The 22,107-nt window shown below is 73.4% G+C and carries 29 protein-coding genes; 17 read left to right on the top strand and 12 right to left on the bottom strand.

What is annotated here, in order from left to right:
- Window positions 1-40: 40 nt before the first annotated feature.
- Window positions 41-517, bottom strand: a complete 477-nt coding sequence (locus tag ACSNN7_RS23630; RefSeq protein ID WP_436683127.1) for a DUF4190 domain-containing protein — start codon at window positions 515-517, stop codon at window positions 41-43.
- A gap of 113 nt (window positions 518-630) precedes the next feature.
- On the opposite strand from ACSNN7_RS23630, the gene ACSNN7_RS23625 reads away from it, so the two are divergent.
- The gene (locus tag ACSNN7_RS23625; RefSeq protein WP_436683126.1) at window positions 631-1,530 is read left to right on the top strand and encodes an SDR family NAD(P)-dependent oxidoreductase; all 900 of its coding nucleotides are present in this window, start codon (window positions 631-633) and stop codon (window positions 1,528-1,530) included.
- A gap of 15 nt (window positions 1,531-1,545) precedes the next feature.
- On the opposite strand, the gene ACSNN7_RS23620 is transcribed toward ACSNN7_RS23625, so the two are convergent.
- Window positions 1,546-2,022 (bottom strand): DUF4190 domain-containing protein, encoded by a 477-nt coding sequence (locus tag ACSNN7_RS23620; protein ID WP_436683125.1) that lies wholly within the window; start codon window positions 2,020-2,022, stop codon window positions 1,546-1,548.
- A gap of 180 nt (window positions 2,023-2,202) precedes the next feature.
- Between ACSNN7_RS23620 and ACSNN7_RS23615 the strand changes: the two genes are divergently transcribed.
- Window positions 2,203-3,399, top strand: coding sequence for an acyl-CoA dehydrogenase family protein (locus ACSNN7_RS23615; RefSeq protein WP_436683124.1), 1,197 nt, complete (start codon window positions 2,203-2,205; stop codon window positions 3,397-3,399).
- A 13-nt stretch (window positions 3,400-3,412) separates the two neighbouring features.
- Here ACSNN7_RS23615 and ACSNN7_RS23610 read toward each other — a convergent pair whose 3' ends face one another.
- Both ACSNN7_RS23610 and ACSNN7_RS23605 read right to left on the bottom strand, forming a co-directional pair.
- The gene (locus ACSNN7_RS23610) at window positions 3,413-4,168 is read right to left on the bottom strand and encodes a hypothetical protein (RefSeq protein ID WP_436683123.1); all 756 of its coding nucleotides are present in this window, start codon (window positions 4,166-4,168) and stop codon (window positions 3,413-3,415) included.
- Between the two features lie 50 nt (window positions 4,169-4,218).
- Complete coding sequence (locus ACSNN7_RS23605) at window positions 4,219-4,881, bottom strand: PH domain-containing protein (protein WP_436683122.1); 663 nt, start codon at window positions 4,879-4,881, stop codon at window positions 4,219-4,221.
- A gap of 86 nt (window positions 4,882-4,967) precedes the next feature.
- On the opposite strand from ACSNN7_RS23605, the gene ACSNN7_RS23600 reads away from it, so the two are divergent.
- On the top strand, window positions 4,968-5,588 hold the full coding sequence (locus tag ACSNN7_RS23600; RefSeq protein ID WP_436683121.1) for a TetR/AcrR family transcriptional regulator: 621 nt from the start codon (window positions 4,968-4,970) through the stop codon (window positions 5,586-5,588).
- Window positions 5,589-5,590: 2 nt separating this feature from the next.
- Here ACSNN7_RS23600 and ACSNN7_RS23595 read toward each other — a convergent pair whose 3' ends face one another.
- Window positions 5,591-5,998 carry a CoA-binding protein gene (locus ACSNN7_RS23595; RefSeq protein WP_436683120.1) on the bottom strand — a complete coding sequence of 136 codons (408 nt, stop codon included), beginning with the start codon at window positions 5,996-5,998 and terminating at the stop codon, window positions 5,591-5,593.
- Window positions 5,999-6,036: 38 nt separating this feature from the next.
- The gene (locus ACSNN7_RS23590; protein ID WP_436683119.1) at window positions 6,037-8,103 is read right to left on the bottom strand and encodes an intein-containing Rv2578c family radical SAM protein; all 2,067 of its coding nucleotides are present in this window, start codon (window positions 8,101-8,103) and stop codon (window positions 6,037-6,039) included.
- A gap of 92 nt (window positions 8,104-8,195) precedes the next feature.
- Here ACSNN7_RS23590 and ACSNN7_RS23585 point away from each other — a divergent pair, with 92 nt between their 5' ends.
- The gene (locus ACSNN7_RS23585; protein WP_436683118.1) at window positions 8,196-8,615 is read left to right on the top strand and encodes a thiol-disulfide oxidoreductase DCC family protein; all 420 of its coding nucleotides are present in this window, start codon (window positions 8,196-8,198) and stop codon (window positions 8,613-8,615) included.
- Between the two features lie 22 nt (window positions 8,616-8,637).
- Here the strand turns inward: ACSNN7_RS23585 and ACSNN7_RS23580 are convergent, their stop codons facing one another.
- The 3 genes from ACSNN7_RS23580 to trxA all read right to left on the bottom strand — a co-directional run bounded on the left by ACSNN7_RS23580 (window position 8,638) and on the right by trxA (window position 10,492).
- Entirely contained in the window at window positions 8,638-9,606 is a 969-nt protein-coding gene (locus ACSNN7_RS23580; protein ID WP_436683117.1) for an MFS transporter permease, read from the bottom strand.
- Window positions 9,564-10,004, bottom strand: a complete 441-nt coding sequence (locus ACSNN7_RS23575) for a hypothetical protein (protein ID WP_436683116.1) — start codon at window positions 10,002-10,004, stop codon at window positions 9,564-9,566. Before ACSNN7_RS23575 ends, ACSNN7_RS23580 begins: the two co-directional genes overlap by 43 nt.
- Window positions 10,005-10,129: 125 nt before the next feature.
- Complete coding sequence (trxA, locus tag ACSNN7_RS23570) at window positions 10,130-10,492, bottom strand: thioredoxin (protein WP_436683115.1); 363 nt, start codon at window positions 10,490-10,492, stop codon at window positions 10,130-10,132.
- Between the two features lie 565 nt (window positions 10,493-11,057).
- On the opposite strand from trxA, the gene ACSNN7_RS23565 reads away from it, so the two are divergent.
- The 11 genes from ACSNN7_RS23565 (at window position 11,058) to ACSNN7_RS23515 (ending at window position 19,414) form a co-directional block, all read left to right on the top strand.
- The gene (locus tag ACSNN7_RS23565; protein WP_179802973.1) at window positions 11,058-11,573 is read left to right on the top strand and encodes a MaoC family dehydratase; all 516 of its coding nucleotides are present in this window, start codon (window positions 11,058-11,060) and stop codon (window positions 11,571-11,573) included.
- Window positions 11,574-11,667: 94 nt separating this feature from the next.
- Window positions 11,668-12,156, top strand: a complete 489-nt coding sequence (locus ACSNN7_RS23560; protein WP_436683114.1) for a hypothetical protein — start codon at window positions 11,668-11,670, stop codon at window positions 12,154-12,156.
- 49 nt (window positions 12,157-12,205) lie between these two features.
- A complete protein-coding gene (locus ACSNN7_RS23555; protein ID WP_436683113.1) occupies window positions 12,206-12,829 on the top strand; it encodes a TrmH family RNA methyltransferase in 624 nt (207 codons plus the stop codon).
- Window positions 12,765-13,604: a DUF6758 family protein gene (locus tag ACSNN7_RS23550; protein ID WP_436683112.1), complete on the top strand. Its 840-nt coding sequence runs from the start codon at window positions 12,765-12,767 to the stop codon at window positions 13,602-13,604. The genes ACSNN7_RS23555 and ACSNN7_RS23550 overlap by 65 nt, the downstream gene beginning before the upstream one ends.
- 117 nt (window positions 13,605-13,721) lie before the next feature.
- Window positions 13,722-13,880: a hypothetical protein gene (locus ACSNN7_RS23545; RefSeq protein ID WP_170285364.1), complete on the top strand. Its 159-nt coding sequence runs from the start codon at window positions 13,722-13,724 to the stop codon at window positions 13,878-13,880.
- 6 nt (window positions 13,881-13,886) lie between these two features.
- Entirely contained in the window at window positions 13,887-14,768 is an 882-nt protein-coding gene (locus ACSNN7_RS23540; RefSeq protein ID WP_436683111.1) for a PH domain-containing protein, read from the top strand.
- A gap of 103 nt (window positions 14,769-14,871) precedes the next feature.
- The gene (locus ACSNN7_RS23535; RefSeq protein ID WP_436683110.1) at window positions 14,872-15,618 is read left to right on the top strand and encodes a SigE family RNA polymerase sigma factor; all 747 of its coding nucleotides are present in this window, start codon (window positions 14,872-14,874) and stop codon (window positions 15,616-15,618) included.
- 50 nt (window positions 15,619-15,668) lie between these two features.
- Entirely contained in the window at window positions 15,669-16,868 is a 1,200-nt protein-coding gene (locus ACSNN7_RS23530; protein ID WP_436683109.1) for a hypothetical protein, read from the top strand.
- A 26-nt stretch (window positions 16,869-16,894) separates the two neighbouring features.
- Complete coding sequence (locus tag ACSNN7_RS23525) at window positions 16,895-17,758, top strand: PHP domain-containing protein (protein WP_436683129.1); 864 nt, start codon at window positions 16,895-16,897, stop codon at window positions 17,756-17,758.
- 40 nt (window positions 17,759-17,798) lie between these two features.
- Entirely contained in the window at window positions 17,799-18,413 is a 615-nt protein-coding gene (locus tag ACSNN7_RS23520; protein WP_436683108.1) for a MarC family protein, read from the top strand.
- 143 nt (window positions 18,414-18,556) lie between these two features.
- Window positions 18,557-19,414 carry a RecB family exonuclease gene (locus ACSNN7_RS23515; RefSeq protein WP_436683128.1) on the top strand — a complete coding sequence of 286 codons (858 nt, stop codon included), beginning with the start codon at window positions 18,557-18,559 and terminating at the stop codon, window positions 19,412-19,414.
- 140 nt (window positions 19,415-19,554) lie between these two features.
- Here ACSNN7_RS23515 and ACSNN7_RS23510 read toward each other — a convergent pair whose 3' ends face one another.
- Together ACSNN7_RS23510 and ACSNN7_RS23505 are read right to left on the bottom strand one after the other, a co-directional pair.
- Window positions 19,555-20,412 carry an oxygenase MpaB family protein gene (locus ACSNN7_RS23510; protein ID WP_436683107.1) on the bottom strand — a complete coding sequence of 286 codons (858 nt, stop codon included), beginning with the start codon at window positions 20,410-20,412 and terminating at the stop codon, window positions 19,555-19,557.
- Between the two features lie 55 nt (window positions 20,413-20,467).
- On the bottom strand, window positions 20,468-20,896 hold the full coding sequence (locus ACSNN7_RS23505) for a Fur family transcriptional regulator (RefSeq protein WP_436683106.1): 429 nt from the start codon (window positions 20,894-20,896) through the stop codon (window positions 20,468-20,470).
- 195 nt (window positions 20,897-21,091) lie between these two features.
- Between ACSNN7_RS23505 and ACSNN7_RS23500 the strand changes: the two genes are divergently transcribed.
- On the top strand, window positions 21,092-21,574 hold the full coding sequence (locus ACSNN7_RS23500) for a DUF2231 domain-containing protein (RefSeq protein ID WP_436683105.1): 483 nt from the start codon (window positions 21,092-21,094) through the stop codon (window positions 21,572-21,574).
- Between the two features lie 16 nt (window positions 21,575-21,590).
- Here ACSNN7_RS23500 and ACSNN7_RS23495 read toward each other — a convergent pair whose 3' ends face one another.
- Window positions 21,591-21,755 carry a hypothetical protein gene (locus ACSNN7_RS23495; RefSeq protein ID WP_436683104.1) on the bottom strand — a complete coding sequence of 55 codons (165 nt, stop codon included), beginning with the start codon at window positions 21,753-21,755 and terminating at the stop codon, window positions 21,591-21,593.
- Window positions 21,756-21,921: 166 nt separating this feature from the next.
- On the opposite strand from ACSNN7_RS23495, the gene ACSNN7_RS23490 reads away from it, so the two are divergent.
- Window positions 21,922-22,107, top strand: a 186-nt coding sequence (locus tag ACSNN7_RS23490; protein WP_436683103.1) for a hypothetical protein, incomplete at its 3' end; no start/stop codon positions are given.

Raw genomic sequence — 22,107 nt, 5'->3', positions numbered from 1 at the left:
CCGGGCGGGCCGCCCCGGTCGCCCGGGGCGGCCCGACAGGTCAGGGCTTGGTGGAGGCGTCGGCCACCGCGAGCACGATGATCACGACGTAGAACGCGATCACGAGCGCCAGCAGGCCGGTCAGGATCCAACCGACGATGATGGCCGCCTTGGCCATGCCCTCGCCGCCCTCGCCGGTCTGGTGGATCTGCTTCATCGCGACGTGGCCGAGGATCGCGCCGACCGGCGCGGTGATGCAGGACGCGAAGCCGACCAGCGAGAGCACCAGCGCGGCGATCGCCATGCTGTTGGTCTTCGCCACCGGGGGCCCGTACCCCGGGTAGCCGGCCGCCGGATAGCCGGCCGCCGCGTACGGGCCGACCGGCCCGGCCTGCGCCGGGATGGCACCGGCGTACGGGTCGGCCGGGGCGTAGGGGTCCTTGCCGGTCGGCTGGACGGGAATGGGCTGGCCACTGACGGGCAGGGTCGGGTCGGCCGACGGGTCGTGCCAACCGCCGGGCGGTGGGGGATAGGTCATCAGATCTCTCCGTCGCAAGTGGGTGCGCCGTCAGGGTAGTCATGGGCGGACAAACCCGAGGTCCCCGTGGTGCCGCGTTGCCCGGGCGGTTCCGAGCGGGCAGGATCTCGCCCATGGTTATCGACGCGCGTGGTGCCGACCGTTCGGGCAGCCGACCCCGGCGGGACGTGAGCCGCCCCGGGCTGACCCGGCGCGCCCGCGCCGCCGCCGGACCGGACGGCCAGGACGAGCCGGCCCCGGTGGCCGAGCCGGTCACCATGCGGCTGGACGGCCGGGTCGCCCTGGTCACCGGGGCGGGCAGTGCCGACGGCATCGGGTACGCGACCGCCCGCCGGCTGGCCGACCTGGGCGCCCGGGTGGCGATCGTCTCCACCACCCGCCGGATCCACGAACGGGCCGGTGAGCTGGGCGTGACCGGGTTCGTCGCCGACCTGACCGACGAGTCGGAGGTCGGCGCGCTCGCCGACGCGGTGGCCGAGCAGCTCGGCGACGTCGAGGTGCTGGTCAACAACGCGGGCCTGGCCAGCCGGGCCAGCCCCGAGGTGCTGCGCCCGGTGGCCCAGCTCAGCTACGACGAGTGGCGGGGCGAGATCGACCGGAACCTGACCACCGCCTTCCTGTGCAGCCGCGCCTTCATCGGCGGGATGGCCGAGCGCGGCTGGGGGCGGATCGTCAACCTGGCGGCCACCGCGGGGCCGGTGAACGCGCTGCCCACCGAGGCGGCGTACGCGGCGGCCAAGGCCGGCGTGGTCGGCCTGACCCGGGCCCTGGCGATGGAGATGATCGCCGACGGGGTGACCGTGAACGCGGTGGCTCCGGGCACCATCTACACGGCGGCCTCGACGGTGGCCGAGATCAAGCAGGGGATGGGCACGCCGGTCGGTCGCCCGGGCACCCCCGACGAGGTGGCCGCTGCCATCGCCTTCCTCTGCTCGCCGGCAGCCTCCTACATCACCGGCCAGATGCTGGTCGTGGACGGCGGCAACAGCGTCCGCGAGGCGCAGTTCCGCTGACCCGCGCCGGCCGGGTCAGTTGTAGGCGCCGTCGCCCTCGGAGTTGGCCCACACGGTGAGGCCGATCCAGCCGCAGCAGGCGAGCAGGCCGATGACGGTGAAGAGGTAGCTGAGGATCAGGCCCCAGGTGGCGAGCTGGTTGCCCTCCTCGCCGCTACGCCGGATCTGCCGCTTCGCCAGGTGACCCAGGACGATCCCGGCCGGGGCGAACAGGAAGGCGAAGACCAGCGACAGGATCGCCATGGTGTTCGGCCCGCCGTGGCCGCCGCCCCCGGGCGGCGGCCCGTACTGGCCGTACGGGCCTTGCGGCGGGTACGCCGGCTGGTGCGCCCACTGCGGGTGCTCCGGCTGCTGCCCCCACTGCTGCTGCTCCGGCTGCTGGCCCCACTGCGGCTGGTCCGGCTGCTGGCCCCACTGCGGTTGCCCGCCGGACCGGCCCGGCTCGTACGGCGACGGTGGCTGCTCCGGTTCGCCCGGTGGTGGATGACTCACGTCCGTTCGCCCCCTCCGCCGCAGGTCAAGGCCGCTCTCTCTTGCGGACGCTACCCGCAGCGGTGAACCTTTTCACAGCGGTTGTGTGGACTGGTCACCTTGGCCTCGACGGTCCCGGGGCCGATACTGACCGAGCGTTCAGTTACCCATGAGTAATGCGCCGATCCCCCGGAGGCTGAGATGGCCAGACTCGCCCAGACGCCCGGCCTGACCGACGTGCAGCGGTCGATCCTGGAAACCGTCCGGGAGTTCGCCGACAAGGAGATCATCCCGCACGCGCAGCGGCTGGAGCACGCCGACGAGTACCCGACCGACATCCTCGACGGGATGCGCGAGATGGGCCTGTTCGGTCTCACCATCGACGAGGAGTACGGCGGCCTGGGCGAGTCCCTGCTGACCTACGCGCTGGTGGTCGAGCAGCTGTCGCGGGGCTGGATGTCGATCTCCGGCATCGTCAACACCCACTTCATCGTGGCGTACCTGATCTCCCAGCACGGCTCCGCCGAGCAGAAGGCCCGGCTGCTGCCGAAGATGGCCACCGGCGAGGTGCGCGGCGCGTTCTCGATGTCCGAGCCGGAGACCGGCTCCGACGTGTCGGCCATCAAGTCCAGGGCCGTCCGGGACGGCGACAACTACGTCCTCAACGGCCAGAAGATGTGGCTGACCAACGGGGCGTACTCGTCGGTGGTGGCCACCCTGGTCAAGACCGACACCGGCGCCGAGTCGGTCTACGGCAACATGAGCACCTTCCTGCTGGAGAAGGAGCCCGGCTTCGGCGAGACCGCCCCCGGCCTGACCATCCCCGGCAAGATCGACAAGATGGGCTACAAGGGCGTCGAGACCACCGAGATGGTCCTCGACGGCGTCACCGTCCCGGAGTCCGCCGTCCTCGGCGGTGCCGACCAGGTCGGCCGCGGCTTCTACCAGATGATGGACGGCATCGAAGTCGGCCGGGTCAACGTGGCCGCCCGCGCCTGCGGCATCTCCATCCGGGCCTTCGAACTGGCCGTCCAGTACGCCCAGCAGCGCCGCACCTTCGGCCAGCCGCTCGCGAAGCACCAGGCCATCGCCTTCAAGCTCGCCGAGATGGGCACCAAGATCGAGGCGGCGCACGCCCTGATGGTCAACGCCGCCCGGCTCAAGGACGCCGGCCAGCGCAACGACGTCGAGGCCGGCATGGCCAAGCTGCTCGCCTCGGAGTACTGCGCCGAGGTCGTCCAGGAGGCGTTCCGCATCCACGGCGGCTACGGCTACTCCAAGGAGTACGAGATCGAGCGGCTGATGCGGGAGGCCCCGTTCCTGCTCATCGGCGAGGGCACCTCGGAGATCCAGAAGACCATCATCTCCCGGGGCCTGCTCAAGGAGTACAAGCTCTGAGGTGGTGCGCCGGTCACCGACCGGCCGGCTCGGCAGCCGGCTCCGGCGCGGTGACCGGCCCGCCCGCCAGCACGTACGGGCGCGACCGGTACTCCTCGATGGCGGCCGCCAGCCGCTGCTCGGGTACCGCGGTGTCCCGGCCGCCGACCACCGGCGCCGGGTCCAGCGACGGCCACCTGACCGGCCGCAGGCGTACCCCGTTCAGCCGGCCCTCCCGCTGGTGCAGGCTCACCCGGTCGATGTTCGACCAGTCGTACCGCTTGCTGCCGTAGCGGATCCCACCGGCGGTGAGCGCCAGCCGGCCGGTGAACCGCGCCTCCTGGTAGGCGACCCGCCCCACGGCCGCCGCCACGCCGAGGACCAGCAGCGTCCGGACGATCCGGCCCCACCCCCGGTCGGCCGGGAGGGACGAGATCATCACCAGCGCCGCCCCGGCCACCACGGTCAGGTCCGCGACCAGATCCGCCCAGCCCGCCGGCGACCGGCGGGCCACCAGCCCGGGCTCGACCGCAGCCCGGCCGGTCACCCGGGCCGTCCAGGCCAGCCGGCCGTCGCGCCGCGGCCACCAGCGCCGTTCCAGCGCGCGCACGCCGAACATCAGCCAGCCCACCCAGCCGACCCCGTCGAGCGGGAAGCGGGTCAGGGCCAGCAGGGGCGCGGCCACCGCCGCCGCGACCACCACGGCGACGGTCAGGGCGAGCAGGCGGCGCGACCAGAGCCCGTCCCCGGCCGGTGGCAGGCGCAGGCGCGGCGTCCGCAGCAGAGGCATGGGCGCAGGGTACGGGCGCAGTGCCAGCGGCGACCACGCCGCCGGCCGCCCTAGCGCCGCGCGTCGGGGACACCGGCCCCGAGGTGGCGGCGGGCCGAGGCGACCAGCGCGTCCGGGTCGTCGGCGTAGAGGCGGACCTCGCTGACCGGTGCGCTCGGGCCCTTGGGCAGCGCCAGGCGGAGCGGCTCACGCAGGAACACGTCGACGCTGGTTTGGCTCCCGGCGGAGAGGTGCAGGATCGGCCCGGCGTCGCCCTGTTCGACCTGGACGGCCCGGCTGGACGGCAGGGAACGGTAGCGGGGCGCGACGGCGGCGACGGCCGTCCAGGGCAGCGTGACGTCGATCGAGGTGCCGCTGCGGATGCGCAGCCCGTCGCCGTCGAGGACGTGCGGGTGGACGCGCAGGCTGGCGAAGAGCCCGATCATCCAGAGCAGGCCCCAGATCCCGAGCGCGAGCGCAAGGTGCCGTACCCACGGCCACGGCACGGTGCGGCTGATGATCAGGTCGAAGATGGGGATCTCGATCGCGGAAAGAGCGATGAAGACGCCGAGGATCGGCTTCACCACGCCGACGTAGCTGAACGTTTCCGCCCCCGGGGCCGTCGCGACGGGCCGGCGCAGCAGCCAGCGGTAGAGGCTGCGCCACATGTCGATCTCGTACCGCACCACGCGGCGCAGCAGCACCGATACCCCGCGCCGGTCGTGCTCGCCCATGATCGCCCACCCTCCGCGTTTTTGCATTGCAGTTGCACTGTAAACGGCCGCGTCGTGGTGTGTCAATGCAGTCGCATTGTGGAAGCATGGGTGCCATGCCGAAGCGGGTCGATCACCGGGAGCGCCGCACACAGATCGCCGACGCGCTGATGCGGGTCGCGGCGGAGCACGGGCTGGAAGCGGTCAGCCTGCGGCACGTGGCCGCCGAGGCCGGCGTCTCCGCCGGCATGGTGCAGCACTACTTCCGCACCAAGGACGAGATGATGGCCTTCGCGCTGTCGGTCGTCCGCGAGCACAACGAGGCCCGGTTGACCGCGGCCCTCACCGCGCTCGGCGCGACCCCGTCCCCGCGTACCCTCGTGCGGACCATGCTCGGCGAGGTGCTGCCCCTCGACGCGCCCCGGCGGGCCGACGGCCGGGTGGCCCTGGCCTTCCTCGCCTACACCGCCGTACGCCCCGCCGTCGCCGCCAGCCTGCACCAGGACACCGCCGATCTGGTGGGCTTCATCGCCGGTCAGATCCGGGCCGCGCAGAGCGCCGGGAGCGCCCCCGAGGTCGACCCGGACCGCGCGGCGGTGGGCCTGCTGGCGCTCATGGAAGGACTCGGCGTCTACCTGCTCGGCGGGCACTTCCCGGCCGACACCGCGCTCGCCGCGCTCGACGCCCAGCTCGACCTGATCTTCGGACCCGAGCAGCCCGCCGGCTGAACTCAGCCCAGCCGGGTCAGGCCGGCGGCGGCGCGCTCCACGATCAGGCAGCGGTCCTCGACGTAGTCCATGCCGGCCTCCTCGGCGATCCGCCGCGCCTCGGTGGAGACGATGCCCAGTTGCAGCCACACCGCCGGCGCGCCGATCGCCGCCGCGTCCCGGATCACCTGCACCGCGTCCTGCGCCGGCCGGAACACGTCCACCAGGTCCACCGGGTGCGGGATGTCGGCCAGCGAGGCGTACGCCCGCTCGCCGAAGAGTTCGTCCACCGTCGGGTTCACCGGGATGATCCGCCAGCCGTACCGCTGCATCTGCAAGGGCACGCTGTGCGCGGCCTTGCGGGGGTCGCGGGACGCGCCCACGACGGCGATCACGGCCGAGTCGGCGAGAATCTGCTGAGCGCTACGCACCCGCCGACTCTAACCCCACCGGTGCGGTGGCCTGCCGGCTAGAGCAGCGTGAGCTGCTCGGGGGCGGGCTGAGCCGCCGGGGTCGGCAGTCGCCGGTTGTCGCCCTGCTCGCCCCGGTGCAGCCCGTGCCGGCGGGCCGCGATCCGCACCCGCGCGGTCAACTCCCGCTGGTACGCCTGCGGCGTGTACGCGCCGGCCCGGTAGAGCTCCCGGTAGCGGGGCACCAGGTGCGGGTACTCCCGGGCCAGCCAGTGCGCGTACCACTCGCGGGCGCCGGGGCGAAGGTGCAGCGCCATCGGCGTCACGCCGGCGGCCCCGGCCGCAGCGAGCGCGGACACCGTCGCCTCGATCGACTCGTCGCTGTCGCTGAGCCCCGGCAGGATCGGTGCCATCAGCACGCCCACCTCGAAGCCCGCGTCGGTGAGCGCGCGCACCGCGTCGAGCCGCCGGCGCGGGCTCGGCGTGCCCGGCTCGACCGCCCGCCACAGCGCCTCGTCGACGAACCCGACCGAGTACGAGATGCCGACCCGGGTCACCTCGGCGGCCTGGCGCAGCAGCGGCAGGTCCCGCAGGATCAGGGTGCCCTTGGTCAGGATCGAGAACGGGTTGGCGAAGTCGCGCAGCGCCTCGATGATCGGCGGCAGCAACCGGTAGCGCCCCTCGGCCCGCTGGTAGCAGTCCACGTTGGTGCCCATCGCGATGTGCGCGCCCCGCCAGCGCGGCGCGGCCAGCTCCCGCCGGAGTAGCTCACCGGCGTTGACCTTGACGATCACCTTCCGGTCGAAGTCCGCGCCCGCGTCGAGGTCCAGGTAGGTGTGGGTGTTGCGGGCGAAGCAGTTGTGACTCACCACGCCGTTGGCGATGAAGTCGCCGGTGCCGGTGGTGATGTCCCAGAGCGGTAGTTCCAACCCGAGCGCTTCGATGCTGGTCACCCTGAGCCGTGCCTGACACTTCAGGGCGGCGCCCTCGATCGACCGCTTGCGGGTGATGGCGGGATCGGTCAGGTGGAAGAAGCGGAGCCGCTCCGGCAGGCCGCCGGTCAGGCGCAGCTGTCTCACCCTGTTCGGTCGCCCCGGGTCCTCCAGCACGGCCGTGAAGCCGAACCGGCTCAGGGCCGCCGCCGTCTGGTCGATCATGGCGTCGTCGCCGTTGCTGATCCTCAGGGCGCCCCGGCTGCAGCTTCCCTCCGCATCGAAGATGCCGGCGAGGAAGCCGAGCCGCCAGTCGTCGGTCGGGTCCGCGGGCCACCGGATCAGTTCTTTGATCATCTCGACGTGCCGCTGCTTGGACGTCCGGATGGCGGCGAGTGCCTGCCGGGTGCGACTGGCCGCGGAGAAGGAGAAGCGGTGTGTCTCGACACCGGCCTCGCTGAGGTAGCGCTCCGTCCTCCGCAACGCTTCGTCGTCGATCAGCGCCAACCGGAACTGGTGCACGGTCCCGTATGAATAGGTGTGGGTGCCGAGATGGGCGTCTCCCCGCACCATGCCGCAGAGGTAGCCACGGCGGTAGTCGGTCGACTCCTTGGGGCCGGTCGCGAAGCGGCCGGTGCCGATCAGGCGGTTGTTGGTCGTCAGGTAGGGGCGCTGCCCGCGGCCGTTCATCGCTCCCGTGACGTACTTCCAGCCTCGCTCCGACAGGAAGCGGTGGTCACCGCTGGCGATCAGTGAGGTGCCGTCCTCAAGGGTGACGCGGTAGGCGGGCTTCGTCGTCGACCACTTGTCGAGGACGGTGGTCACGACGTAGCGGCGGTAGGCCCCCTGTTGGGCGGTGCCGTAGATCCGGTCGCCCGGCTCCAGCTCCCTGATCGGCCTCGTGCGACCGTCCGCCATCAGCACCGGAGTGTCGCCCGAGACGCAGTACACACATGCATGACTGCATCCCCGGTACGGGTTGACGGTCCACTCGAACGGGACGCGGGAGGTGCCCGGCACCTTGTTGATGATTGACTTGGCCTGCACCTCGTAGAACGTCATCCCGGCGAAGCCGGGGGTGTCGAAGGTGCGGGCGATCGCGCCGGGCAGCGCCAGCGGCAGGGGTGGAGTCGCTGGCGCTGACCCGTCGGGATGCCCCTCGTCCGGGGGAGCGGAGAGGTTCTCCCAGCGCATGCCCACTAGTCGAACACGTGTACGAGAAGAGTGCAAGTGACGCGCCGGACACCGCCTCCCGCGCCCGCCGTGGCGGGTGGAGGATGGGGGGCATGGAGAGGTCGACCTTCGTCTACGACGGGGACTGCGCGTTCTGCACCCGCTGCGCCGAGTTCATCGCGCGACGCATCCCGACCGGCGCCCGGGTGGTGCCGTGGCAGTTCGCCGACCTCGACGCCCTCGGCCTGACCGAGGCCGAGTGCGAGGAGGCGGTGCAGTGGGTCGGCGCCGACGGCTCCCGCGCCGCCGGGCCGGACGCCATCGCCCGGCTGCTCGGCGACAGCGGTCCGCTCTGGCGGGTGGCCGGCGCGGGGCTGCGCCTGCCGCCGGTACGCCTCGCCGCCTGGCCCGCGTACCGCTGGGTGGCGCGCAACCGGCACCGGCTGCCCGGCGGCACCGCCGCCTGCGCCCTGCCCCAGGAGGCCCGGGAGCGCCTCTACGGCCCGAGCGGTCGCCCCACCACCGACGCCTGACCACCGGCCGGGCGTCGCTCGGCTACGGCGTGGCCGGGCCGACCGCCGGTGCCGGTCCGGCCAGCGGTGGCGCCACCCCGGGCACGTCGTCGTCCGGTGCCCGGCCGCTCGGCGCGGCGCCGTGGCGGCGACGGGTGACCAGGCGGCGGGCCCACACCACCGGGCGGACCCGTTCCAGCGGCAGGAAGCTCGTCATCGCCACCAGGTGCGGCGCGAACGAGATGGTGATCGTCGCGATGGTCACCAGGTGGAACGAGTAGAAGAAGCCGACCGTGGCCAGCCGCCAGCGCTCGGGCAGCAGGAACACCACGGGGCTGAGGAACTCGAAGGCGAGGATGCCGAACTGGGCGACGAGCAGCAGGTACGGCACCTGCGCGATCAGGTCGGCGAAGTCGGTGCCGCGCCGGATGATGGCCCGGGCGAGCACCGAGCCGGTGGCCCAGTCCAGCCCGCCGAAGCGCAGCTTGGCCCAGGCCGCGAGGAAGTACGTGCAGATCACGGCGAGCTGGGTGACCCGCAGCGCCCAGCCGCCGGCCTCGGTGCGGGTCGGGTCGCCGTGCCGGGCGCGGCCGGCGGTGGGCAGGGCGGCCAGCGCGACGAGGAACCCGATCCGGTCGTGGTCGACCTTCCCGTAGCTCATCGCGATGATCATCCACTCGAAGTAGAGCGCGAAGACCGTCCAGCCGAGCAGCCGGGGCGCGCGGCCGGTGGCGGCGAGCAGGGCCAGCGGCAGCAGCGTCCAGAAGATCGCCGCGACCAGGGTGGGAGTCGGGGTCGGCAGCGGGAGCAGCCGGCCGATCAGCAGCGGCTGGTACAGGTCGCCGGGGACGTCGACCCGGGTGCGTACCCAGGGGGTGAAGACCACCAGGTCGGCGGCGACGAAGAGGTAGACCAGGGTGCGGAACGCGGCCACCCGGCCGCGCGGGACCGCCTCGGTCAGCCAGCGGGTCACGGGGAGGCCTGCCAGCGCACGGTGGTCTCGTCGGTCCATCGGCCGGTGGGCCGGCCCTGGTGGATGCCGTACCAGCGGATCACGATGCGGACCTCGACCAGCTCCGGCGCGCCGGGGTGGCGCTCGGCGTACGCGTCGGCGACCTGGCGCAGCAGCGCGGGGTCGGCGGCGTAGCGGTCCTGCTGGCCCTCGATCTCGGCGCGGCGGATGCCGGTGGCGTCCTGCCCGAGCGCGACCACCGTGCCGGTGCGGTCGACGCCCTCGACGCGGGTGTCGGGGGCGGGCGCGTTCGGCGGTTCCGAGGTGGAGTACATCCGGAACGGCCCGAACGGGAAGTGGTCGTCGACTCCCCAGAGGGTGCCGACGAGCAGCAGCGCCAGGCCGAGCGCGGTCGCGCCCAGCCGGACCGTGCGGCCGCGGGGGGTCAACGTCTCCATCGGGTGGTGACGATACGGGATCAGGACGCGGCAGCGGTGACCCTGCGCGTCCGTCCCGGCGCTTCGTGTCGCGGACACGGCGACGGCCGGGCTCCCGTGGGAACCCGGCCGTCGGTGGGTGGTGCTCAGTGCTTGTGGTCGGCGAGCTGCTTGCGTACGTCGTCCATGTCGAGGGCCTGGACCTGCTCGATGAGGTTCTCCAGGGCCGACTCGGGCAGGGCGCCCGGCTGGGCGAACACGATCACGCCGTCCCGGATCGCCATGATCGTCGGGATGGACCGGATGTCGAACTTGGCGCCCAGCTCCTGCTGCGCCTCGGTGTCGACCTTGCCGAAGACGATGTCCGGGTGCTTCTCCGAGGAGCGCTCGTAGACCGGGGCGAACCGCTTGCACGGACCACACCAGTCGGCCCAGAAGTCGACCAGCACGATGCCGTCGCTTCCGGTCACCTCGTCGAAGTTGGCCGTGGTCAGCTCAACCGTTGCCATTGCACTCTCCGATCAGCGGATTGCTTTTTCGTCCCGTAGAACCAGGGCAACGTCGGTTCCATTCCCGGCCCGGGCGGGCCGAAACCGCCCCGCGCCGGCCGGGGCGGGCCCGACCGGCGCGGGGGCCGGCGACCCATCGAGGCTGATCTGTCGCTTCCCGTCCTGCACAGCGCAAATGCAACACGCACTTGCGTCACCTCGGGTGATGGGAGCGCTTCCAAGGGGATCGGTGCAGGCTGACGCTACGAATAGGTAACTTGAGCCTTGACAAGGTGCGATCCCGCCGCTAAAGATCGCGCAACACCGCATCCCTTGTTACGCAGGGTGATGTCACAAAAAGGTAAATGTGATGCCCGTCTCTGTCGGTGTGTCCCCGGTGTACGGCAGAATCTCTGGCATCAGAGCGTGGGCGGCGGGTGCCGGGGAGGGCCCCGCCGCTCATTGCGTCTCCCCCCGGAAGCGGCCGGTGTGACATTTCCACTCCGCCTCCGCCCCCGTCATCGCCTTAACCACCGGTAAGGCATGCTGTGCCGAACTCCATCGCCGCCCGTCGAAGGGGACAAGGATGCAGTTCGGCCGCTACTTCGAGGAGTTCGAGGTCGGCGCGGTCTACCGGCACTGGCCCGGCAAGACCGTCACCGAGTACGACGACCACCTCTTCTGCCTGCTCACCATGAACCACCACCCGCTGCACATGGACGCGCACTACGCCGAGTCGGCGAGCCAGTTCAAGCGCAACGTCGTGGTCGGTAACTACATCTACTCGCTGCTGCTCGGCATGTCCGTGCCGGACGTCAGCGGCAAGGCGATCGCCAACCTGGAGGTCGAGTCGCTGCGGCACGTCGCGCCGACTTTCCACGGCGACACCATCTACGGCGAGACCACCGTGCTGGACAAGCGCGAGTCCGGCTCGAAGCCGGACCGGGGCGTGGTGGCGGTGGAGACCCGCGGCTACAACCAGGACGGCACCCTGGTCTGCGTCTTCCGGCGCAAGGTCATGGTCCCCAAGAAGGAGTACGCCGCCGCGGCGGTGCCGGACGGCGTCGACCCGGAGCGGCCGAGCTTCCCCGAGCCCCGCTGACCGCAGGCCCGGACCGGGCCCCTTCCCACCGCGTTCTGGTCGGGAAGGGGCCCTTTTCGCGATCCGGGGCATATGCTGGCGCCGGAGGTCTGAGATGAGCCACTCCCTCGCCGGAGAGCCGCCTTCCGCCGGACGTCGTGCCGCACCGCTCACCACCGCCGCCTACTCCGCCGCCGAGTGGGACCTGCTCACCACCCTGCCCGGCCGGGTCCTCGTGGCCGCCGCCGCGCCCGCCCCCGGCCGGCCGCCCCGAGGCGTCGCCGCCGGGCTCGCCGGGCTCGACGCGGTGGCCGCCGGCCGGGCCTCCGACAGCGACCTGGTCCGCGCCGTCGTCGCCGCGATCTACGCCCGGCACGACGGCACGACGGCCCAGGCCGACCGTCTCACCGACCTGGTCGACCTGCTGGCCACCTGCCGGGCAGCGGTCCGCGTACTGCACCGGCGGGCGGACCCGGCCGACTCGGCCGCGTACCGGCAGTGGGTGGAGTCGGTGGCCGCCCGGGTCTGCCGGGCCGGGGATCCGCCCGGGCCCGCCGACCGACGGCTGCTGGACCGGCTCGGCGGTGCCCTGGGGCTGCGGTGACCGGGCCGGTCGCGAGCCGCCCCGCGACCGGCCGTACCCTCTTGTGACCGTGACCGAGGACCAGCTCGACGTGGGCGTCGGACCGTGGCCCGGCGACCCGCCGGACGACCCGCGGTACGACCCGGAGCTGCTCGCCGCCGGCGACCGGCGCAACGTCGTCGACCGTTACCGGTACTGGCGGCGCGAGGCCGTCGTCGCCGACCTGGACGAGCGCCGGCACGACTTCCACGTGGCGATCGAGAACTGGCAGCACGACTTCAACATCGGCACGGTGGTCCGCAACGCCAACGCCTTCCTCGCCGCCGAGGTGCACATCGTCGGGCTGCGCCGGTGGAACCGGCGCGGCGCCATGGTGACCGACCGCTACCAGCACGTGCGGCACCACCCGACGATCGAGGAGTTCGTCGCCTGGGCCGCCGGCCGGGACCTGCCGGTGGTGGGGATCGACAACCTGCCCGGCTCCCGTCCGCTGGAGACCACCACCCTGCCCCGCCGCTGCGTGCTCCTCTTCGGCCAGGAGGGACCGGGCCTGTCCGACCCGGCCCGCGCCGCCTGCGACCAGCTCTTCTCCATCGCCCAGTACGGCTCGACCCGGTCGATCAACGCCGGTGTGGCCAGCGGCATCGCCATGCACGCCTGGATCCGGGCGCACGCCGGCCCGCCGCCCGCCTGAGACCTCCGCCGGTGGGCGGGGGGAAACGGCCGCTCCGCTTGACGCCGGGGGTGACGGGGGCCACGGTGGGGATGTGAGTGTCGTGGTGAGTTGTCCGAGGTGCGCCGGTCAGGTCCGGCCCCCCGACCTGATGCACCCCGAGTCGCGGTGCGTCCGGTGCGGGCCGGTGGCGCCGCTGCACGTCCCGGAGCGCATCGGAACCGAGATCATGGCGAGCGTGGTGGATCGCGTCCTCGCCGACGAGAAGGCGGAACGGCCCACCGTGCCGCTCTGGTGCCCGTGGCCGCTGCCGACCGGCTGGACGGTCACCGGGGTCGGCTGGGCCGGGGACGACGCGTCCGGCGTGCGGGCCACCGCGCTCGCCTGCGCCGGGCCGGCGCCGCTGGGCGGGGGACCGGCGGAACTCCTGCTGGTGGCCGAGGAGCCGGGCGTCGGGCTGGGCGCCCGCTTCGCCGGTGTGTCCGGACCGGACCCGGGACCGGAACTCGCGGAGGCGCTCACCGGCCCCGGGGCCGGACCGGGTCATCCGGAGCACGTCGAGCCGGCCCGGATCAGGGTCGGTGGCCATCCGACTCCACTGTGGCTGGTGAATTCCGCGGCGGATCGAAGCGCGTACGCCGGCGAGGCTCGGGGAATGTGGCTCCATGCGATAGCCTGGCCCGCGAGCGCGGGTCACCTCCTCGCGGAAGACGTCGTCCTGCACGACCTTTCCGAGTGGACACCGCCCGAGCTCGTGTACGGCGCGCCGTCACCCAACCTGCACGGCAGGGCCTGATCGCCCTGACGGACATGTCAGGGAACGGACGTGGATATTCACTGTACGACACCATGCTGATACTCTGGGTGCCGCTGCGGTAAACGGACCCGGCCCCGCGCGAGAGGATGGCCCGCTATGGTCAAGAAGGTCCTCACCTGGGCCGGCGTCGCATTCCTGATCTTCTTCGTCGCCTACCGGCCGAACTCCGCCGCGGACGTCTTCAAGTCGCTCGGCGGCGGCATCATGGACATCGCCCAGGGCTTCGGCGACTTCTTCACCAGCCTCGTCGCCTGACCGCCCATGGGCAGCCCCTCCGGACCCCCGTTCGATCCCGACGATCCCGACCGGGAGCGCCGGGAGCGGGACACCGAGCCGATCCCCCGGGTCCGTCCTGACGACGGCCCGGGCTTCGGCTCGGGCCCGAATCTCTCCGACGGGCCGTCCCTTTCGGACGACATCGGCTACGGCGACGGGCCGGCGTACGCCGGTGAGGGCCGCTCCGGGCGGACCTGGTCGCGCGACCCGGAGGCCGGCTACCAGCAGAACACCATCTCCGAGGAGGAGCTGGCGGGGCTGCGGGTCGACGCCTCCGGCATGCCGATGGGCCCCCGGCGGGTGCTGCCCCTGGAGGACGAGCCCAGCTCGCTGGTCGCCCGCTACCTCTTCCCCACCGAGCGCTACCGGGGCGAGTGGAAGCGGCACTGGGTCCACCTCTCCACCCCGATCGTCGTCGGCATCGCCGCGACCTTCGTCCTCGGCTACCTCTCCGGGTTCCTCGCCGGGCAGGACGTCGGCGCCCTCACCACCGTCGCGGTGCTGCTCTGGTTCGCGGTGATGGGCTGGGTCGCCTGGCGGGTCGCCGACTGGTGGTACGACCGCTTCATCCTCACCAACAAGCGGGTCATGGTGGTCAACGGCATCATCACCCGCCGGGTGGCGATGATGCCGCTGGTCAGGGTCACCGACATGAAGTACGAGCAGACCCCGACCGGCCGCGCGCTCAACTACGGCACCTTCGTGCTGGAGTCGGCGGGCCAGGAGCAGGCGCTGCGCGAGATCAAGAACCTGCCCAACCCGAACGAGCTCTACCTGCGTGTGGTCGAGGAGATGTACGAGCCGCAGGCGGTCGAGGCGCGGTTGGGCAAGGAGGCCGACGAGGCCAAGGCCGACGACGGGGCCTGAAGCTTTTCGTCCGTTCATCGGATGAACGGCGAACCTTTCGCCCTCGACCCGGCCACCCCGCCCGTGACACCCTGCCTGCAGGAACGGGGTGCGGAGGTGACGGGTGGCCGAGCGGGATCCGCTCGAGGAGGAGTTCCGCGAGTTCGTCGCGGCGCGCTCCAGCGCCCTGCTGCGCACCGCGTACCTGCTGGCGGGGGACTGGGCCACCGCCGAGGACCTGCTCCAGACCGCGCTGACCAAGACGTACCTGGCGTGCAAGCGGCTCGGCGGGATCGAGGCGATCGAGCCGTACGCGCGCCGGGTCATGGTCAACACCTCGACCAGCTGGTGGCGCCGGCGCTGGCACGGTGAACGCCCCACCGAGGTGCTGCCCGAGCGGGCCGGGGTCGACGAGATCGAACAGCAGCTCGACCGGGACGTGCTCTGGCGGCACCTGACCGCGCTGCCCGCCCGGCAGCGGGCCGTGCTGGTGCTCCGCTTCTACGAGGACATGTCGGAGGCGCAGACCGCCGCGCTGCTGGAGATCTCGCCGGGCACGGTGAAGAGCCAGACCTCCCGCGCGCTGGCCACGCTGCGCCGTCGGCTCGGCGAGGAGGCGGCCCGGGAACTGCCCGAGGTGGCGACTCCGGCCGGTGGGCGGCCCGCGTCCTCGACGGCGGCCGTCGTCGTACCCCCGGAAGTTGCCGGCCGGCGGACCGCGCGGTCGCAGCGGCCGGCCGCAAGCGGCGCGAGCACGCGCGGACCGGCGGAGGCCCTCGGTCCCGACGCCGGCCGGGACGTGCCGGCCGACGCGGTGCCCGCCACCGCCCCGACCCGTCGCCGGGCGGCGGTCCCCGTGGAGACCCGGTGAAGCCGACCCCGGCCGCCCGGGACAACCAGACCGGCGGCCCGGAGCGTCCAATGGCTGTGACGCAGGACGACCTGGAGCGGGCGCTGCGGGAGACCTTCTCCCGCCGGGTCGCCGTGACCCCGCCGCTGGCCGTCGATCCGGCGGGGCTGGCCATCGGCCGGGCCCGGCGGGTCCGGCACCGCCGCACGCTGGCCGGGCTCTGTGTCGCCGCCGTCGCCACGGCCGGGATCACCGCCGGGATGGGGCAGCTCGGCGGCCAGCCGGGCCGCCACACCACCCCCACCGTGGTGCTCGGCGACCCGCGCGGCTCCGCCACCGCGACCGGCTGGCCGGTCGCCCCCGAGCTACGGGCTCCGGCCGCTGAGGGGCAGGTCGAGCTGATCGTCGGTGGTGCCCTGGTCACTGCCGAGGGGCAGCGGTACGACCTGGGCATCGGCCCGGTCGAACGCGCCCAGCGCCTGCCCGACCTGGGCGGCTGGCTGCTGGTGGGGGCACCCACCCCGGCCGGGCGCACCCTCTGGGCCGTACCGTCCGGCGAAACTCCGCAGGTCCTGCTGGCCGGCGCCGAGGCGGTCGTCCTGAGCCCGGACGGCCGTCAGGTCGCCTGGCGGGACGGCAACGGACTCTATGCGGCCGGCGTGGTCGCCAACCGGCTCGTCGCCACCGCCGGTATGGCGGCCGCGCACGGCGCCACCCCGGTCCGCTTCGTCGGCGACCGCCTGCTGGTGCGCTCGCGCGACGGCGGCCACCTGTTGTGGCGGCCCGGCACGGGCACGCTGCCCGAGGGTGATCGTCACGTGCTCGACGTCTACGGCGTGCTGCCCGACGGGCGGCCCGTCGGGCGGGTGTCCGCCGGCGGTGAGCCGGGCAAGTCGTGTCTGGCGGTGCTCGACCCGGTGAGTCTCGCCCCGGCCACCACCGGCTGCGGCGCGGTCCTGGCCGGCGACGGCCGCGGCGCCGTCTCCGGCGACGGGCGCTGGCTGCTGGTCAACGGCCGCACGGGCGGGACGGACGGGGCGCTCCTGGTCGACCTCGCCGCCCTCGCCTCGGGCGGCGCCGCCCGGGCCGCCGGCCCGACGATCAGTGGGGACGTGGCCTGGAGCGGCGGTGCGGCGGCGTACGTCAACCAGGGCGGGGCGCTGGTGCGGGTCCGCCCCGACCGGGTGCTGGCCGGGGAACGCGCCTCCACGACGACGCTGAGTGGGGTCACCGCGGGCGAGCGCCCGATCGTGGTCGCCGGCACCTCCTGACCGGCGGGCGGTAGCGTCGGAGGGTGATCTCACGCCCGGCGATCGACCTGCACACCCACTCCACCGCCAGCGACGGCACCCTGAGCCCCGCCGAGCTGGTCCGCGCCGCCGCCGAGGCCGGGCTGGACGTCGTGGCGATCACCGACCACGACACCACCGCCGGCTGGGACGCGGCGCTCCGGGCGCTGCCGCCCGGCCTCACGCTGGTCCGGGGCGCGGAGATCTCCTGCCGCTGGCACGGGGTGGAGCCGGCCATCCCGCTGCACCTGCTCGCGTACCTGTTCGACCCGGACCACCCGGAACTCGTCGCCGAACTGGCCCGGGTGCGGCTCGCCCGCGAGGTACGCGGCGAACGGATCGTCGACCTGCTGCGCGCCGACGGGATCGACGTCAGCTGGCCGGAGATCATGGCTGCCGCCGGCGGCGGGACGGTCGGCCGGCCGCACATCGCGGCGGCGCTCATCCAAGCCGGCCTGGTCGCCACCACCACCGAGGCGTTCGGGGCGGACTGGCTGGGCGAGCGCTACCGGCTGCCGAAGGAGGACATCGACGTGTTCCGGGCGGTCGAGCTGATCCGGGCGGCCGGCGGCGTACCGGTCTTCGCCCACCCCCGGGCGACCCGGCGCGGCCGGACCGTGCCGGACGAGCTGATCGCCGACCTGGCCGCGGCCGGGCTGGCCGGTCTGGAGGCCGACCACGAGGACCACTCGCCGGCCGAGGCCGCGCACGTCCGCGCGCTCGCCGCCGAACTGGACCTGCTGGTGACCGGCTCGTCGGACTTCCACGGCACGCACAAGACCGTCCGGCTGGGCGCGCACACCACCGCACCGGAGGCGTACGAGCGGATCGTCGCGACGGCCTCCGGGGTGACCGAGGTCGCTTCCGGCTGATCCGCGTTTCCGTCCACAGCGGCGCGACTACGGTTATCCGGTGGATCTCAAGCTCTTCGGTGAGGTCTTCGTGACCCTGCTGGTAATCGTCGACCCGCCGGGCATGATGCCCATCTTCCTCGCCCTCACCGGGCCGCTGCCCGCCCGTGACCGCAACCGGGCCGCCTGGCAGGCGGTCGCGTTGGCGCTCGGCGTGATCGTGATCTTCGCGGTGGCCGGTCAGACGCTCCTCGACTACCTGCACGTGGACCTGCCGGCGTTGCAGGCCGCCGGCGGTCTGCTGCTGGTGCTGGTCGCGCTGGAGCTGCTCACCGGCAAGGCGGACGACCCCAGCCAGCAGGTCACCTCCAACATCGCGCTGGTGCCGCTGGGTACCCCGCTGCTCGCCGGGCCCGGTGCCATCGTGGCGACCATGCTCTTCGTGCAGCAGGCCGACGGGCTCGACGACCACGCCGCCATCGCCGCCGCGATCGTCGCGGTGATGATCACGGTCTGGGTGGTGCTGCGCTTCTCCGGCGGCATCGTCAAGATCCTGCGGCCGGGCGGCATCGAGGTGCTGACCCGGATCGCCGGCCTGCTGCTGGCCGCCATCGCCGTGCAGCTCATCGCCGACGCGGTGGCCGCGTTCGTCACCCAGTACGTGAACATGAGCTGACCCGGCGCCGGTGGCGGTGCCGGCGCGGCGTTGTCGTATCCGGGTGGCAGGATCGACCCGTGCGACGAGCCTCCTCCGCTGGACGATCCGCGGGCCCGCCCCGACCCCGTGCCGAGCAGGCCGAGCAGCTGGGCTTCGAGGGCATGCCGGAGCGGCTCTTCGTCTGCACCCCCAGCAAGCTCGGCGCGTACGAGGACTGCCCCCGGCGCTACCGCTACGCCTACGTCGACCGGCCCGCCCCGCCCAAGGGGCCGCCGTGGGCGCACAACTCGCTCGGCGCGAGCGTGCACACCGCCCTGAAGAACTGGTACGCGCTCGCCCCGGAGCGACGCCGGCCGGAGGCGCTGGCCGGGCTGCTCAAGGGCACCTGGGTGCGCGAGGGCTACCGCGACGACGAGCAGGAGCGGCAGGCCTACCGGCGGGCGCTCGGCTGGCTGGAGTCGTACGTCGAGACCCTGGAGCCGGGCGCCGACCCGCTCGGCGTGGAGCGGGTGGTGGCGGTCCGCACGGCCGTGCTGGCCTTCAACGGGCGCGCCGACCGGATCGACTCCCGCCCCGGCCCGGACGGGCCCGAGCTGGTCATCGTCGACTACAAGACCGGCCGCACCGGCCTGGACACCGACGACGCCCGGGGCTCCCAGGCGCTGGCGCTGTACGCGTACGCCGCCGAGCGGACGTTCCGCCGGCCGTGCCGCCGGGTGGAGCTGCACCACCTGCCCACCGGGACGGTCGCCGCACACGACCACACCGCCGAATCGCTGGCCCGGCAGCTCTCCCGCGCCGAGGACACCGCCCGCGACATCATGGCCGCCGAGCGGGCCGTCGCCGACGGGACCGACCCCGACGAGGCGTTTCCACCGGTCGCCGGGGCGCGCTGCGGCTGGTGCGACTACCGCCGCAGCTGCCCGGCCGAGGCGCAGGTGCCCGGCCGTGAGCCCTGGGCGGCGATGGACCGCCCGGCCGCACCCGACGCCTCCGCCGTCGCCGACGCCGGCAGCTGAGGAGGCAAGGCCCTGCCGGCCAGTGGCACGGCGCCCCCTGTCGCAGCAGCCATGGTGGCGGTGCTGAGCGGACCGCTTGGACGGTGGGCGGGGTGTCAGGGCAGGGCGGCGGTGACCGACCGGACCGGGACCGCCGGGGATCAGGCGGCCGTGGCGGCGAGCCGGGCGGCTCGTTCCTTGGCCGCCTGCTGCATCTGGCCCTCCCGCCAGTCGCGAGGCAGCGCAGCCAGCGCGAGGCGTAGCGCGCGGACGCCCAGGTCGGCCGAGAGCGCGGTGGTGGGCAGCCCCAGGCCGCCGTACAGCCGCAGCGCCCAGGGCGGCAGCAGCCCGAGCGCGGTGCCGGCGATGCCCAGGTACGCCCAGCGGGGCGGCCCGAGGCTCAGGCCCAGCCGAGCCGGCAGGCTCAGCTTCCACGGGATCGGCGGCGCGGTCAGGAACAGGGCGGTCTCCGCCGCCTCCTTCGTCATCCGCAGTTCGGGTCGCACCGCCCGGTAGTAGTCGGCCACCTCGGCGGCGCTGCCGGGCACCTCGGCCGGGTCGAGCCCGACCAGCGCGGCGGCCCGCCGCTGCTCGGCGTAGTAGCCGTCCACCTCGGCGTCGGTCAGCGACAGCCCGGCCCGGCGGGCGGTGCTCACGAACGACTCGACCTCGGTGACGTGCACCCAGCGCAGCAGGTCCGGCTCGTCGATCCGGAACTCCTCACCGGTGGACGGGTCGGTGGCGCGCATCCGGGCGTGCAGCGTACGCAGCCGCCGACCGGCCGCCTCCGCTTCGGCGGTGGTGCCGTAGATGACGGTGCCGACGTACGTGGCGGTCCGGACCAGCCGGCCCCAGGCGTCGCTGCGGTAGTTGCTGTTCTGCGCCACCCCGGCCATCGCCCGGGGATGCAACGCCTGCAGATAGAGGGAGCGCAGGCCGGCGACGATCAGGACCGGCTCGTCGTGCACCTTCCAGGTGACCGATCCCGGACCGAAGAGGCCGATGTCGTCGCAGTCCACCGCCCAAGAGTGCCACGCGACGCCCCGGTTCGACCCGGTCGTCGGGGCCTCGGTGTCACTCGCCGGTCGAGCGGCGGGCCTGGCAGGTGGGGCAGAGCCCCCAGAAGGTCACTTCCGCCTCGTCGACCTCGAAGCCGTGGGCGGTGTTCGGGTCGAGGCAGGGGGCGCCACCGACGGCGCAGTCGATGTCGGCGATCTCGCCGCAGCCCCGGCACACCACGTGGTGGTGGTTGTCGCCGACCCGGGCCTCGTACCGGGCGGGACTGCCGGCCGGCTCGATCCGGCGGGACAGGCCGGCGCGGGAGAGCGCGCCGAGGACGTCGTACACCGCCTGGGTGGAGACCGAGTCGAGGCGTTCGCGGACCCGGCGGGTGATCTCGTCGACCTCCAGGTGGCCCCCGGCGGCCAGCACGTCCAGGACGGCGAGGCGCGGCCGGGTGACCCGCAGGCCCCTCGACCGGAGCAACTCCTCACCAGTGGACATGAGGCAATGACAGCACGGGGTCACCGGGCCGACAAGGGAACCTGGCGGCACGTGGCCCCGGCCACAGCTCAGCGTGGTTGTGGAGGCGGATGAACCGGACCGGCGGGCACCGCGTGTGTCCGATCGGGGGCGTGCTGCGACGGGGGCATCGGCGTACGCTTCTGCGGCCAACCGCATCCATCGTCGGAGGTGTCGGTGTTCAAGGAGATCAACGGCCTGCCGGGCCACATCCTGGTGATCCACGCGGCGGTGGTGTTCGTCCCGCTGTTGGCGCTGCTCGCCTCCGCGTACGGGCTGGTGCCCCGCTGGCGGCCCCGGCTCGGCTGGGCGGTGGGGATCCTGTCCGTGGTGACCCCGGTGATCACCTGGGTGGCGACCGAGTCCGGCGAGGCGTTCGAGGAGTTCCTGAAGGGCAAGGGCTACCCGCCCCAGCTGCTTGCCAAGATCCAGGAGCATTCCGAGTACGGCGACAGGACGCTCTGGCTCACCATAGGGCTCGCCGTGGCGGCCCTGGTGCTGCTGGCGCTGACCAGTGGCCGGGTGCGTGCCCCGCGCCTGCCGTCCTGGATCACCTGGCTGCTCACCGGCGTCATCGTGGTGCTGTCGGTGTTCGCGGTGCTCTACGTGGTGCTGACCGGCGACACGGGCGCGCAGTCCGTCTGGAGCAACACCCTCTGACCGGTCGCCGCCCGACTCAGAAGATCGCCCGGGAACAGAGCAGACAGAGCAGGACCAGCAACACCACGCCGGCCACCCCGGCGACCGAGTAGGTGACCCGCTGCGCGCGCTGCTCCGCCGCGTCCATCGCCTCCATGTCCTGTGGGGGCAGCGCCCGGGGCGGGGTGGCCTGCAGGTGCACCGGCGGTCGCCACCCGGGCGGCGGCGGGGTGGTCGGCGGCGGCCCGGCGTAACCCCCACCCGACCGCGCCGGCGGCTGCACCGGAACCGGTGCCGGTGGTACGGCCGTCGGCGCCGGTGGTACGGCCGTCGGAGCTGCCCACGGCGACGGTGAGGTCGGCGCGGCAGTGCTCGCCGTCGCGCCCGAGTCGGACCCGGGCTTCGAGGCGTCGGCGCGGGGCGTCGTCCGCTCGGTGTCGGGCGGCGTCGGCCCGGTGTGGTCGGGCGGTCGTCGCCAGAACTCGTCCTCGGAGCTGGCACCGCTGGGCGTCGTCACGTCGTCCGACGCTACCAACGCCGGGAGCGGTCGGCCG

Source organism: Micromonospora sp. URMC 105 (assembly GCF_051386295.1).
GTDB lineage: Bacteria > Actinomycetota > Actinomycetes > Mycobacteriales > Micromonosporaceae > Micromonospora.
Note: the sequence above shows the minus strand (reverse complement) of the source record. Positions and strands in the feature narration are given on the sequence as shown.